The sequence below is a fragment of the Mariniflexile sp. genome, from assembly GCF_052728615.1.
Genome location: NZ_JBFVFE010000001.1, coordinates 132420 through 147503 on the forward strand (window position 1 = coordinate 132420; position 15084 = coordinate 147503).

A 15084-nucleotide genomic window follows, 5' to 3' on the forward strand; every position below is an offset into this window, starting at 1 on the left:
TATTATGGTTAAAAAGTATAAGAATTTCAGAAAAGTTGTAATTACTACGGCGAGTATGGCATGTGTTTTTTTTGCACTAACAGCCATGAATGTTTTAAAACCACAAGATATTCCTTGGAAATCCATCTTCAATGGAAAAGATTTTAGGGGATGGACTTTGGTTGGGAGTTTTGGAAAAGCATGGGTAGAAGATGGCGTTATCGTAACCCACATGGTGAGCAATACGCCCGAGCATACTTTTTTAAGAACCAATAAAAAGTACAAAGATTTTATTTTAGAAGCCGACTCTAAAGTTGAAGGGGCCATACATTCAGGCTTCATCCTTCGAAGTATAAAAACACCGGATACAGCCAAAGTGTGTTTGTATGGCTATCAAGTAAAACTGGACCCAACAGACCGTAAATGGACGGGTGGCGTTTTTGATGATTTTGGAAGGTCATGGAGTTGGTGGTACACTTTGGAAGATGATGTGCGTGCGCGCGATGCTTTTAAAATGAACGAATGGAACCATTTTAGAATGGAAGTTATTGGAAACAACATTAAAGTTTGGGTAAATGATGTGCCGACATGCAACTTGATAAATTCTAAATATCCAGAAGGGTATATAGCACTTAAAATTCATAGTTTAGGCAATAATCCTGAACGGGAAGATGCAAAAGTCTATTTTAAAAACCTTAAAATAATTACAAAAAATCCAGAGAAATACCAAAAGGAAATGGATTTAAAGCCTAGAAGCATGGATTGATTAATAAATTTTAAAAATGATTGATGTGAGTATCTTTTTTGATGTTTTCAAACGGAGTACTCAAAACAAAACATCAGTTAAAAAAAAAAGTTTAATACTAAAAATGAACAAATTATTGATTTTAATCCTTTTAATGTTGGTAGGTATATCTGCTGACGCTCAGAATATAACGGTTAAAATTGAACAGGATGCCGCTTATTTTCTGCAAGGAAAAGACAGTATATTAAAATATCAAATTGCTGAAAAAGCATTTAATGGAAGTTATAAAACAACGAATTATATTCATCCGCTGTACACCTTGGATGGAGCTGTTTTAACAGAAGAGTTCCCCATAGACCATTTGCACCACAGAGGCATTTTTTGGGCGTGGCATCAATTGTATATTGGAAACAAGCGCATAGGTGATGGTTGGGAGGTGAAAGATTTTAGTTGGGATATAGAATCTGTAGTTGAGATTAAACAAAAAAAGCATGTTAAAGCAATACAAGCAGAAGTTTTATGGAAATCGCCATTGTGGTTGGATGAAAATGGAAATCAAAAACCAATAGTTAGGGAAACAACCACTATAAAAGTGTATCCTACTGAAAATGATTATAGATATATTGATGTTAAAATATCCTTGCAGGCTTTAGAACCAGATATGCGCATCGGGGGTTCTGAAGACGAAAAGGGTTACGGTGGTTTTTCCCAAAGAATACGGTTGGTAGATGATATTAAATTTTCGGGTTCAAAAGGCATTGTTGAACCAGAAAAACTTGCGGTTAAAGCTGAGGGTTGGTTGGATATTTCTGGTGCTTTTAGTAAAGATGGAAAACAATCAGGCTTAACAATTTTGTGCCATCCAGATAATCCTGGGTTTCCAAACCCATGGATTTTACGTTCTCAAAATAGCATGCAAAATGCGGTGTATCCATTTCCAGGCACGAATGCAGTATTGTTATCTGATAGTAAACCAACAATTTTGCGTTATCGTATGCTCGTACACAAAGGAAACCTGATGGTACATGATATTGGGAAGATATATGATAATTATAAAAAATTATAATATAAAATCACTAAAACACATAGTGTTATTATATTTTAAGGACATTTTATAAACCAAAATAAAAGCGAAAAAATGGGTTTAGAACTTAACAAACAGAAAACAGAATAGTAATCACATTATAAAAATAAAATTATGTAGTAATCTTAACAAAGAATTTATGAAAAAACAGATATTTATTGCCTTATTTTATTTTCTATCCCTATCGCACATTTTTTCTGCACAAGAAATTGGTAAAAAAGGTGAATGGAAAACCATATCAAGTCCAACGGAGCCAATCGCTCGGCACGAGTGCAGTTTTGTTGCTGTTGGTAATAAATTTTATTTGTTAGGGGGTCGTGGCATCAAGCCCGTTTCCATTTACAATGTGGAAACCAATACATGGACAGAAGGTAAAGAGCCGCCCGTAGAAATCCATCATTTTCAAGCCGTATCCTATCAAGATAAAATCTATATGTTTGGAGCCATGAGTGGAAAATATCCTTATGAAAAACCATTAGAAAACATTTTGATTTACAATCCAGAAGCAAACGAATGGAACATAGGTTCTGAAATTCCAGAGGCCAGAAGGCGCGGTTCCGCAGGGGTTATTGTCCAAAATGATAAAGCATATATTGTAAGTGGCATTGTTGATGGTCACAACAGTACACATGTGCCTTGGGTTGATGTGTATGGTTTTAAAACAGGGAGTTGGGAGATTCTTAAAGATGCACCAAGATCTAGGGATCATTTTCATGCCGCTTATAAAGATGGTAAAATTTATGCCGCTGGTGGAAGAAATTCGTCTTATGCAACCAATCAAACCTTCGATCTTACCATTCCTGAAGTTGATGTGTATGATATTAAATCAAACACTTGGAGTACATTACCTAAAAAAAGCAATCTCCCAACCATGAGGGCAGGAGCATCTGTTGCTTTTTTAGGTGATGATTTAATGGTGATTGGTGGCGAAAGTATGGCGCAGACGGAAGCCCATAACACTATTGAAGCTTATAATGTGGCAACTAAAACATGGCGAAATCTCGATAATTTAAATAGAGGACGACATGGCTCACAAGCTGTTGTTTACAAAAACAAAATTTACATAGCAGCAGGAAGTGGCAGTAGAGGTGGCAAGCCAGAATTAGCGTCTATGGAAATGTTTCAATTCATTAAAAATTAATTTTCAGACGTATTATGAAACGAGCATGCTAAAAAGTTTATCACCCAATGAAATGACTAATAGCGAACAGCATGTGGCCGTTAAAAAACAATAAATATAGACACATGAAAGCAAAAATTTTAATTATCAATAGTATATTTTGTTTCACTTTTATTAATGTGCAATCCCAAAATACTTCAAACCAACAAACCCGGGATTATTTTGTTAGTACCATGGTTAAAATAGTAGATCCTGTACTGTCATCGTTAAGTGAAAATAAACTTAAGGAAACGATGCCCGTTGAAGTGTCTGCAAACGCAGTAAACGATCGATCAAAATTTACCTATTTGGAGGCTTTTGGCAGAACACTTTCAGGAATTGCACCGTGGTTGGAGTTGGGACCAGATACTTCCAAAGAAGGTAAACTGAGGGAGAAATATATTTTAATGACCCTTAAATGTTTAAAGAATGCCACAAATCCTAACGCTAAAGATTTTATGAATTTTAAGGATGGCGATCAGGCGTTGGTAGATGCGGCATTTTTAGCACAAGGCTTGCTTAGGGCTCCCAACCAACTTTGGAACAAACTTGATAATGAAACCCAAAAAAACATCTTAAATGCTTTAAAGGAAACAAGGAATTTATCACCGGGATATAATAATTGGTTGTTGTTTACGGCAATGGTGGAAGCCACTATTTTGAAATTTGAAGGAAAAGCGGATATGGTAAGGATACAGTATGCTTTAAATAAGCTTGATGAATGGTATTTAGGGGATGGTTTTTATAGTGATGGGCCTCATTTTAAATTAGATTATTATAGCAGTTTCTGCATGCATCCCATATTATTGGATATTTTAAATGTTTTGGTAGAAAAACAAGATGATTTAAAAGATTGGAGATATAAAAATTTTATTTCAGACTACCATGTGTTTTTGGAAAGGGCGCAAACCTATGCCGCAGTGCAAGAAAAATTAATTTCACCCGAAGGCACATACCCAGCCATTGGTCGTTCTTTAACATATCGGTTTGGTGCTTTTCATGCACTTACTCAAATAGCATTATTTGAAAAGTTACCAAAAGGAATAGTTCCAAGTCAAGTACGTGAAGCACTAAAAGCAGTAGTACAAAAACAATTGGGTGCGCCTGATACTTTTGATAAAAACGGATGGCTAACCATTGGTTTTTACGGGCACCAACCAGAAATGGCAGAGCGATACATTTCTACAGGTAGTTTGTATTTGTGTACTGAAGTATTTTTGATTTTGGGTTTAAAACCAGAAACCTCATTTTGGTCAGGTCCAGCGACAGATTGGAGTCAAAAAAGGATTTGGTCTATTTCCAAAAATCAGGACTGAAAATAATTTTATGTCAGGACAGTACAGGATATAAAATGTATTTCAAATGTTTATTCTTGTTATTCATTATCAATTAAAGAATTAAAATAAAACAAACTAAAAAATGAACTTTACACAATCGGTATTTTTAATGCTGGCATGCTTTATAATTAATACGGCAACAGCACAAGAAGAAGTCAAAAACAGTAATCCGATTTCTAAAAGCTGGACAAGTCTTTTTGAAGGTGATCCACAGACAAATTGGGAAGTGTTTATTGGGGCGCCACATGCTACCGTTAAAGGGTTGGAAAATGTGGATCCAAATAGTAATGGTACAAATTCAAAACCGTTAGGGCTAAATAACGATCCAAAAAAGGTTTTTAATTTTGAAACGATGGATGGCGAACAAGTACTTCATATTTCCGGAGAAATATATGGAGCTTTAACCTCTAAACAAGTGTATGGAAACTACCATTTAAAACTACAATTTAAGTGGGGAGAAAAGATTTGGGAACCAAGGTTGTTACGTGAAAGGGATAACGGCATTTTATACCATTGTGTTGGCGAACATGGATCGTTTTGGAATGTTTGGATGACTTCCCAAGAGTTCCAGGTACAAGAAGGAGATATGGGCGATTATTATGGATTAGCGGGTACTTTAATAGATATCCCTTCAGTAAAAAAAGAAGGCGAAAAAGAATTTGATTATATAAAGGAAGGTCAACTTAATAAATTTTCAAGTGTTGAAAAAGAATTCCCTTCGCATTGCAATAAGGGTTTTAATAATGAAAAACCACATGGTGAGTGGAATACCCTGGAATTGATTTGTTATGAAGGCACCAGTTTGCATATTGTAAACGGAAAAGTAGTGATGGCTTTGTTCAACTCCCGTTATAAAAATCCAGATGGCACTGTTGTGCCACTTCAAAAAGGGCGTATCCAAATTCAATCCGAAGGAGCCGAGGCTTACTATAAAAAGATTGCCATAAAATCGATTGACAGAATCCCTAATAAGTATAAAAAATATATAAACACATACATTACAAAATAGACTTCCGTAAGCAGTATTATGAAGCGTTTGTATAATTGACTGCCCATTTTTGAATTTTTAAATGTGTTGAAATGCCTATATTTGGCAAAATAAAAAACATTTATTTTGGTATTGTATAACTAATACAGTAGAAAACATGAAACTTCCATAACGAATTCTCGATATCCAATGGGATGATTATATGGAAGAACCATGTGACCAATAAAAAACAAATAATATAAACACATGAAACGAGCATGTTAAAAGCATTATCACCCAACGAAATGATTAATAGCGAACAGCATATGACAATTAAAAAACAAATAATATAAACACATGAAAATTAAAATCAGTACCGTTTGTTTCATTTTAATCACATGGGTCTGTGCTTCTTGTACAGCATCCAAAACCAATACTGTTGGTATAGAGAACAACAGTAATTATTCGTATACAGATAAAGTAATATCACTGCCTTGGCAAAGTGTAAAGCAAACTTACCCTTCGTTAGATTTCAATAATTTTAAAATTACCGATGCCAATTCAAAAAAGGAAATTCCCTATCAATTGGAATATAAGGGAAGTACAGACATTCAGAATGTATTGGTGCAAATTAGCTTAGAGCCAAACAGTAAGATGGAATTAGTGTTCAAAAACGAAAAGCATGGTGATTTTGCAACAAAAACCTATGGCAGGTATGTGCCTGAACGATTGGATGATTTTGCGTGGGAAAATGATAAAATCGCTTTTAGAATGTACGGGAAAGCCTTAGAAGAAGAAGGTAAAGGAAATGCCTATGGTATAGATGTTTGGTTAAAACGTACAGATAAAATGATTTTAAACGAACGATACAAAATAGGCAAATATCATGAAGACCTTGGAAACGGATTGGATTATTACCATGTAGGCTTTACATTGGGGGCAGGAAATATGGCGCCTTATGTAAACGATAGCATTTGGTATTCCAATAATTATACGAAATGGAAAATTTTGGATAATGGCCCGTTGCGAACCACTTTTCAATTGGATTTTGATGAATGGGATGTTAACGGAAAACAAATGAAAGCCATAAAAACCGTTAGTTTGGATGCGGGTTCACAATTAAATAAAATAGAAGTTAAATATACTTCAAATGACAAATCGCTTCAACAGATTCCAGTGGTGGTTGGGATTATTAAAAGACCTGAAAGTGGATCGGAATTGATGGATATAGAACATGGGATTTTGGGATATTGGGAACCACAACATGGTGAAGACGGCACCACAGGAGTCGGCGTCATCATTCCCTCAAAAGTAAATGATATGCGAGTAAGAAAAGATCAATATCTTGCTATATTTGAAATACCCAATAATGAATCCTTTACATATTATGCAGGTGCTGCTTGGGATAAAGCGGGGTCAATAACCAACAGCCAACAATGGTTCGACCATTTAAGTTCGCAAAAACAGCAATTAATGGGCAATGATATTAAGGTTGTTTTTAAGTAACCTAAATCAATAAACCCATCTTGACTTTTTGTTTTTAACCGAAAATGATTTGAAATTTATTCAGATGAGACTATTTTTGAAGGGCATAGCATCGTTACGCATAAGAAAATAGACAAAATATGGGCGAATTTCAGCCATTTTTTAGGAAATAGAAAAAGTCAAGATGAGTTCAATATTAAACACAAGTAAAAAAAATAAAAATCAAAAACAATGAATTTATTTAATGTAGAAAACAAAGTAATACTCATTACAGGCGGCGGCGGCGTGCTGGGTGGCCAAATGGCAGAATATTTATTGGGCAACGGCGCCACAGTGGTCATTTTGGACCATAAAGATGATATTGTAGATGCAGCCATTGCAAACCTTAAAAAAACAAGCGATAAAGTATCAGGGTACGTATGCAATGCCCTAGACGAAAACAGTCTAAAACAAGTATCCGATAAAATCATTGCAAAGTTCAAAAAAATAGATGTGCTCATAAATGCGGCCGGTGGCAACATGCCAGGAGCAACCATAGGTATCGATCAAACCATATTTGATGTAAACATCGACCATTTTAAGAAAGTAGTGGACTTGAATTTATTTGGAAGCATTTTGCCCGCTTTGGTTTTTGGGAAAGAAATGGTAAAAAGTAAGCAAGGAGTTATTATAAATATATCTTCCATGACCGCCCAAAGTGCTGTTACCCGTGTAGTAGGATATTCGGCATCAAAGGCAGCCATAGATAATTTTACCAAATGGTTGGCTGTTGAGTTGGCTTTAAAATTTGGCGAAGGCTTGCGCGTCAATGCCATTGCTCCCGGGTTTTTTATAGGCAATCAAAACCGGGATTTATTGATCAATAAAGAAGATGGTTCTTATACAGATAGAGGAAATACCATCATACAGAACACGCCAATGAAGCGATTTGGTGAAGCCGAAGAATTGAACGGAACCATTCATTTTTTATGTTGTGAAGCGTCAAAGTTCGTAACCGGGGTCGTTATCCCAATAGATGGAGGATTTAGTGCTTTTAGCGGTGTATAATAAAAAACAGTAAAATAAATGGAACAAACATGGCGTTGGTACGGGCCAAAAGATCCCGTATCCTTATCAGATATCAAACAGGCAGGAGCTACAGGCGTTGTTTCGGCTTTGCATCATATTCCAAATGGAGAGGTTTGGACGGTTGCTGAAATTAAAAAGCGAAAGGAAATTATTGAACAATCTGGTCTTACATGGAGTGTTGTAGAAAGCGTTCCGGTACACGAGAATATAAAGACACGTTCAGGCAATTTTCAACTATATATAGATAACTACAAACTAAGCATTGAAAACCTGGCGAGTTGTGGGATAAAGATTGTATGTTACAATTTTATGCCCGTTTTGGATTGGACCAGAACCGATTTGGGTTTTGAGGTTAAAGATGGCTCCAAGGCGCTTCGATTTGATGTGGCAGCTTTTGCAGCGTTTGAACTATATCTATTAAAAAGACCAGGTGCTGAAGACTCCTATTCCGATGAACAAAAGGCTGAAGCAAAAAGTTATTTAGCCAAACTTTCAAATGAGGAAAAACAAAAATTAGTCAAAAATATCATAGCAGGATTACCAGGGGCAGAGGAAGGCTATACCTTAGAGCAATTCCAGACCATTTTGGACACCTATGCTGATATTGATGCACAAAAGTTAAGAGAGAATTTGGTGTTGTTCTTAAAAGAAATCATTCCAATTGCTGCTCAAAACAACGTTATGATGTGTATCCATCCTGACGATCCGCCTTACGCTATATTAGGATTGCCAAGAGTTGTTAGTATCGAACAAGATTATGCGTATCTTTTCAAGGAAGTTCCAAATAGATCCAATGGCATTACATTTTGTACAGGGTCGTTAGGGGTGAGAGCAGACAATAATTTAGTACAAATATTCAAACGTTTTGCAGATAGAGTGCACTTTTTACATCTAAGAAGCACCCAGCGTGACGAAAAAGGAAACTTTTATGAAGCGAACCATCTAGAAGGCGACGTGGATATGTACAGTGTAGTCAAAGAAGTGGTTCTTGAGGAAAGAAGACGGAAAACTGCTGGCAGAAAAGATGCGTTAATACCAATGCGTCCCGATCACGGCCATCAAATGTTGGACGATCTACATAAAAAAACAAACCCGGGCTATTCCGGAATTGGTCGTTTACGTGGACTGGCAGAATTACGGGGTTTGGAACTTGGAATATCAAAAAGTAGTTAAACAATGGATAAAATCAATTCAAAAGAATTTATTACCGATAATTTTTTATTGCAATCCAAAGAAGCTGGGATTTTATACCATAAATATGCAAAAGAGCTTCCTATAATTGATTATCACAACCACTTGTCGCCAAAACAAATAGCGGAAAACAAGCCTATGGGGAACATAACAGAGGCGTGGTTGGGTGGCGACCATTACAAATGGCGAGGTATGCGCGCCAATGGTATTGAGGAGCACTATATAACAGGTGCTGCATCACTAAAGGAAAAATTCAGTAAATGGGCAGAAACGGTTCCCCATACTTTAAGAAATCCCTTGTTCCATTGGACACATTTGGAATTAAAGCGCTATTTTGATATAGATGGTATTTTGCAACCAAACAATGCGAGTGCTGTTTATAGCAAGGCAAATGCCATTTTAGAACATAAAACACCCGCACAATTATTGGAGGAGATGAAAGTTGAGGTGGTCTGTACAACAGATGACCCCGTTGATGATTTACGCTACCACAAACAAATAGCACAGAGCAATTTTTATACAAAGGTTTACCCAACTTTCAGACCTGACAGCTTATTTTTGATTAAAAAGGAAAGTTTTCTAACGTATTTGACTACCTTGGAAAACCGTGTTGGATTTTCCATTGAAAGTTTGGACGATCTTTTAAAAGCGATTAAATCGAGAATTGAATTTTTTAATGAGAATGGGTGTCGTTTGTCAGATTATGGCTTGGAAAAAATATTTTCAAGTGATTTTTCCGATTTAGAGGTTGATGCCATTTTAAAGAAAAGGATTTCCGGAATTGGAATAGATGATTCTGAAGAAACTGCGTATGCATCATGTTTACAGTACCATTTGAGTAAGATGTACCATGAAAAAGGATGGGTACAACAGTTTCATTTGGGAGCGGTAAGAAACAACAATATCCGTTTGATGGAAGCATTGGGTGCCGATTCTGGATGTGATTCCATAGGAGATTTTATGTATGCCAAGGATATGTCCGCCTTTTTTGGGAGATTGGATAAAGAAAACAGCCTTGCCAAAACCATTACTTATAATCTCAACCCTTCGCAAAACGAAGTGTTTGCTACCATGATGGGGAATTTCAACAATTCTGATGCGCCGGGAAAAATGCAATGGGGCTCCGGTTGGTGGTTTCTGGACCAAAAAGATGGTATGGAAAAACAAATGGATACGTTGTCTAATATGGGTCTGTTGAGCAAGTTTGTAGGGATGTTGACAGATAGCAGAAGCTTTCTATCGTTCCCCAGACATGAATATTTCAGGCGTATTTTATGCAATCTATTGGCAGAAGATATTAATAAAGGATTAGTGCCAAATGATTTGGAATTTGTAGGCAACATGGTTCAGGATATTTGTTATTACAATGCAGTTAGCTATTTTGATTTTAAGTAAGAGAGAAAATAAAAACCAAATAATATGAATAAAACACAAAAGATAGGAAACTATCGGTACAGAATTTTAGGGCTCTTAATGTTCGCCACCACTATCAACTATTTTGATAGGAGCATCATTGGCGTTTTGGCCCCAACGCTGGAAAAATTGTTTGGCTGGACCAATAGCGACTATGCCTATATCATGATATCCTTTAAGGTGGCTTATGCCCTGGGGATGCTTTTCATGGGCGGTCTGATAGACCGACTGGGCACCAAAAAAGGATACATCCTGTCCATTGGGCTTTGGAGTTTCTTTGGAATGCTCCATGCCCTGGTCCGCCCCGGATTTAGCGTCATCGGGTTTGCGGCGGCCCGCTTTGGCCTAGGTTTTGGGGAATCGGGGAACTTTCCGGCGGCCATAAAAACCACGGCAGAGTGGTTTCCTAAGAAAGACCGTGCGTTTGCCACCGGGCTTTTTAATGCCGCTACCAGCATCGGCGCCATTGCAGCGCCTTTTGTGGTGGGCTGGATCGTGCACGAAGACGGCAAGAACTGGCAGATCCCTTTTCTTATCACGGGTGCTCTTAGTGCCCTTTGGGTGTTTTTATGGTTCAAGATGTACAAAAAGCCAGAGGTGCACCCCCGTGTAAGCAAAGAGGAACTGGCCTACATACAAAGTGATTCAAGTTCTGAAAACGAAGATAAGTTGCCATGGAAAAGCGTCCTGGACAAACGGCAGACCTGGGCCTTTTCCCTGGCAAAGGTTACCGATGCCGTTTGGTGGTTCTACCTTTTCTGGGGCGCCAAATTTTTGGCGGATACTTTTGGTGTGAACATCCATAACATCGCGCTCCCGTTCTTTGTCATTTATATCTTGGCAGATGGAGGAAGTATTTTGGGAGGCTATCTTTCAGGTGTTTTCATCAAAAAGGGATGGTCCATAAACAAGGCAAGAAAAATAACGCTTTTAATTTGCGCTTTGATCATCCTTCCTGTAAGTTTTGTGGCCATTACCGATGATAAATGGTTGGCGGTTTTCCTTATTGGTTTAGCGGCCGCTGGCCATCAAGCGTGGTCTGCCAATATATTTACCTTGGTTTCAGATGTGTTCCCTAAAAAAGCGACCGCTTCTGTGGTGGGCATTGGGGGCATGGTGGGCGCCGTTGCCGGTATTGTTGCAGATGCGGCATTGGGGTCCGTGCTGGATCAAGCAGGCAATACAGGTTATTTTTGGGCGTTCCTAATTGCCGGGTTTTCTTATCTAATCATACTTGGGCTGGTGCATTTGTTAATGCCAACCATGACGCCTTTAGATGAAAATTTAAAACCTATCAATGCGTAATACAATGATTAAGAGCTGTTTTAAAACCCCTTTAAATCATAAAAAACATTAAAACAAAACAATGCGAATTTAAAATATACAAAAATGTCAATTAACTATGAAACCCGTTACGCATCGAGTCCAGATGCGGTTAAACAATATGATACAGCACAATTACGAAAAGAGTTTTTAATTGAAAATTTATTTGAAGCAGATAAACTTAATTTAGTGTATTCACACTATGATAGGTTTATTACTGGAGGTGTTATGCCTGTTTCTAAGGCAATAGAACTGGAAACCATCGATCCTTTAAAAGCTCCCTACTTTTTAGAAAGAAGGGAACTAGGGATTATAAATATTGGAGATACAGGTACCGTAACGGTTGATGGAACCGACTACGAATTAAACCACAGAGAAGCCTTATACGTTGGCCAAGGCAATAAAAAAGTAATTTTTTCAAGTAGCTCCGGAAAAAGTCCAGCTAAATTTTATTTGAACTCAACACCAGCACACAAAGCATATCCCATTAAAAAAATAGGAACCAATGATGTGGAAGTGATTGAATTGGGAGCACCAGAAACCGCCAATGCCAGAACCTTGCGAAAATACATCGTGAACAGTGTGGTAGATGTTTGCCAATTGCAAATGGGCATGACCACCTTAAAGTCGGGAAGTAGCTGGAACACCATGCCGGCACACGTGCACGACCGCAGGATGGAAGTGTACTTTTATTTTGAAGTTCCAGATGGTCAAGCAGTCTGCCATTTTATGGGACAGCCACAAGAGACCAGACATATTTGGATGCAGAACAACCAAGCCGTAATATCACCACCATGGTCCATCCACTGTGGTTCAGGAACTAGCAATTACTCGTTTATTTGGGGAATGGCAGGTGAGAATCTGGATTATGGCGATATGGACGTCTGTAAAATAAACGAATTAAAATAAAAAGCAATTATAAAACAAAGAAAATATGTCAATAAACCTATTTGATTTAACAGGTAAAGTAGCGTTGATTACAGGAGCGGTCCATGGATTGGGCATGGCCATGGCGAAAGGTCTGGGAAATGCAGGGGCAACTATTGTAGTAAATAATTATTCTAAAGATAAATTGGATGAAGCCTTAGAAGAATATATAGCATCGGGTTTAAAAGCTTATGGTTATGTATTTGATGTTACAGATGAAAATGCCGTTAAAGAAGCCATAACAAAAATCGAGAAAGAAGTGGGGCCCATAGATATTTTGGTAAACAATGCCGGAATAATAAAGAGGACACCAATAATTGATATGGAAGTGGCGGATTTTGATGCCGTTATCCAAGTGGATTTAGTGGCACCGTTTATCGTTTCCAAAAACGTTGCAAAGGGCATGATAAAAAGAGGTGGCGGTAAGATAATCAATATCTGCTCCATGATGAGCGAATTGGGACGCGATTCGGTAAGTGCTTATGCCGCAGCAAAAGGAGGCTTGAAAATGCTGACCCGAAGCATGGCAACGGAATGGGCAAAGCACAACATCCAGACCAATGGCATTGGCCCTGGTTATTTTGCAACCAGCCAAACGGCCCCCATTCGTGTTGACGGACATCCTTTTAACGAATTCATAATGGGCAGAACACCAGCAGGCCGTTGGGGAGACCCTGACGATTTACAGGGAGCAGCCATCTTTTTGAGTTCTAAGGCCAGTGATTTTGTAAACGGGCACATCGTGTATGTTGATGGCGGTATTTTGGCGACTATCGGAAAGCCTTCAAACGAAAATTGATATGAAGAGTCATTAAACTGTAAAGTGCGAAATAAAAGGGGATCGATAATTGCACTGTTTTTACAAAACCCCTTAAACAGAAAAGTGTAAGTTCAAGCAATAAGTGCAACAGATCAGTTCAAAACCGTTTTACGAAATATTCTAAAAATTTGAAACACAACCTAGAGGTATTCCCCTCCTTGGAGGGGCCAAGGGAGGGTCTTTAGTTTTAAGCAATTAATATCATAATTTCGTTTAAAGCCTACTATTTTTTCATGGATAGAACCCACCCCTAACCCCTCCAAGGAGGGGAATGTTGCGTATGGTATATAAATTCAGTTTCTAAAAGTTTAGTACTATGCAGTTCAAAAAAACCTTCAATTGATCACAATATCTCTATTTCCTGTCAGCCGACGAGGCAGGTTCGCTTCAATCAAAAAAGTTTAAACCGGTTTGTTGTTAACATGTGACGAATCTCTAATAATCAGTTCAGCATCAAGGATAATTTTATTTAATGTTTGTTTTATTTTAGGGTTTTTAACACGTTCCAAAAAAGTCCATGCCGCTTGTTTGCCAATTTCCGCACTGTGCTGGTTAATGCTTGATATGGAGGGGGTTACCATAGCTGTAAAGGGCTCATTTCCAAAACCGATCAATGCTATGTCATTTGGAATATCAATATTATTTTCTTTAAGCACCTGTAAAGCACCCAGAGCGGCATAATCTCCAGCAACATACACCGCATCAGGTCTGTTTTTTAATGCTAATAATTGCAGCATTTTTTCTCTACCATCTTCAATAGTCAAGCTGCTTTCAACCAGTAAGTCTTCATCTAAAGGCAACTCATGCTTTTTAATGGCATCAACATAACCTCGTATTCTATTGTTAAAAATCCGTGTTCGCCGGTATCCACCAATGTGGGCAATCCGTTTGCAGCCTTGTTCTATCAAATGCTCAACAATCATGTGGCTACTATCGTAATCATTAATACCTATATAATCTACATTCAAATCATTCTCACCTCTATCAAATAAAATTAAGGGAACCCCTTTCGATTTTACTTTTTCATAGTATTCCAAATCAATAGTCTCGTTAGCCATAGAAGCAATAATCCCGTCAACCTGGGTGAATAACAGTGTGTCAATGCTGTTGCACTCTTTTGTATAGGATTCGTTCGATTGGGTTATAATAATATTGTAGCCTTCCTTATTTAAAACTTCTTCAATATTCTGTATTACAGAAGAAAAAAAGTGGCTGTTGGTTCTGGGCACTATAACGCCCACTAAGTTGCTTTTCCCCCTGCGAAGCGCACTCGCCAGATGATTGGGCTGATAATTCAATTCTTTTGCCACCTTTTTAACGGCTTCTTTGGTTTTTGTACTGATACGGGAGTCGTTATGAAGTGCTTTAGAAACTGCGGCAGGTGATATATTTAATGCACTTGCAATATCTTTTATGGTTGTTTTTTTTTTATTTACCAATTTTTTATATATTTGCTTAAACGTTTAAGCAAATATATTGCTTTAGTTTATATAATCAAAACGTCCAAATCTATTTTTGAGCATTTTGATTTATTTTTAAAAGTATGCTTAAACGTTTAAGCAAAAATTAATTTAACTAAATTTATA

At 37.5% G+C, this 15084-nt stretch carries 13 protein-coding genes; 12 read left to right on the forward strand and 1 reads right to left on the reverse strand.

The genetic code is table 11. The features are described from left to right. Positions 1-4: 4 nt before the first annotated feature. The 12 genes from ACU1LP_RS00640 to ACU1LP_RS00695 all read left to right on the forward strand — a co-directional run bounded on the left by ACU1LP_RS00640 (position 5) and on the right by ACU1LP_RS00695 (position 13477). Complete coding sequence (locus ACU1LP_RS00640) at positions 5-745, forward strand: 3-keto-disaccharide hydrolase (RefSeq protein ID WP_445735257.1); 741 nt, start codon at positions 5-7, stop codon at positions 743-745. A 103-nt stretch (positions 746-848) separates the two neighbouring features. Beyond that, positions 849-1790 carry a DUF6807 family protein gene (locus ACU1LP_RS00645; RefSeq protein WP_445730987.1) on the forward strand — a complete coding sequence of 314 codons (942 nt, stop codon included), beginning with the start codon at positions 849-851 and terminating at the stop codon, positions 1788-1790. Positions 1791-1947: 157 nt separating this feature from the next. Continuing rightward, entirely contained in the window at positions 1948-2949 is a 1002-nt protein-coding gene (locus tag ACU1LP_RS00650) for a Kelch repeat-containing protein (protein WP_445735258.1), read from the forward strand. Positions 2950-3053: 104 nt separating this feature from the next. Further along, positions 3054-4283, forward strand: a complete 1230-nt coding sequence (locus ACU1LP_RS00655; RefSeq protein WP_445735259.1) for a DUF2264 domain-containing protein — start codon at positions 3054-3056, stop codon at positions 4281-4283. A 103-nt stretch (positions 4284-4386) separates the two neighbouring features. After that, positions 4387-5313 (forward strand): 3-keto-disaccharide hydrolase, encoded by a 927-nt coding sequence (locus tag ACU1LP_RS00660; RefSeq protein WP_445730989.1) that lies wholly within the window; start codon positions 4387-4389, stop codon positions 5311-5313. 315 nt (positions 5314-5628) lie between these two features. Continuing rightward, on the forward strand, positions 5629-6777 hold the full coding sequence (locus tag ACU1LP_RS00665; protein WP_445735260.1) for a DUF4861 family protein: 1149 nt from the start codon (positions 5629-5631) through the stop codon (positions 6775-6777). A gap of 210 nt (positions 6778-6987) precedes the next feature. Next, on the forward strand, positions 6988-7803 hold the full coding sequence (locus ACU1LP_RS00670) for an SDR family oxidoreductase (protein ID WP_445735261.1): 816 nt from the start codon (positions 6988-6990) through the stop codon (positions 7801-7803). Positions 7804-7821: 18 nt separating this feature from the next. Then, complete coding sequence (gene uxuA, locus ACU1LP_RS00675; RefSeq protein WP_445735262.1) at positions 7822-8997, forward strand: mannonate dehydratase; 1176 nt, start codon at positions 7822-7824, stop codon at positions 8995-8997. A 3-nt stretch (positions 8998-9000) separates the two neighbouring features. Continuing rightward, positions 9001-10410 (forward strand): glucuronate isomerase, encoded by a 1410-nt coding sequence (gene uxaC, locus ACU1LP_RS00680; RefSeq protein WP_445735263.1) that lies wholly within the window; start codon positions 9001-9003, stop codon positions 10408-10410. A gap of 24 nt (positions 10411-10434) precedes the next feature. Further along, positions 10435-11733, forward strand: a complete 1299-nt coding sequence (locus ACU1LP_RS00685) for an MFS transporter (RefSeq protein ID WP_445730994.1) — start codon at positions 10435-10437, stop codon at positions 11731-11733. Positions 11734-11817: 84 nt separating this feature from the next. Then, the gene (gene kduI / locus ACU1LP_RS00690; RefSeq protein ID WP_445730995.1) at positions 11818-12660 is read left to right on the forward strand and encodes a 5-dehydro-4-deoxy-D-glucuronate isomerase; all 843 of its coding nucleotides are present in this window, start codon (positions 11818-11820) and stop codon (positions 12658-12660) included. Positions 12661-12685: 25 nt separating this feature from the next. Beyond that, on the forward strand, positions 12686-13477 hold the full coding sequence (locus tag ACU1LP_RS00695) for a gluconate 5-dehydrogenase (protein ID WP_445730996.1): 792 nt from the start codon (positions 12686-12688) through the stop codon (positions 13475-13477). Positions 13478-13899: 422 nt separating this feature from the next. Here the strand turns inward: ACU1LP_RS00695 and ACU1LP_RS00700 are convergent, their stop codons facing one another. Continuing rightward, complete coding sequence (locus ACU1LP_RS00700) at positions 13900-14937, reverse strand: LacI family DNA-binding transcriptional regulator (RefSeq protein WP_445735264.1); 1038 nt, start codon at positions 14935-14937, stop codon at positions 13900-13902. Positions 14938-15084 lie beyond the last annotated feature (147 nt).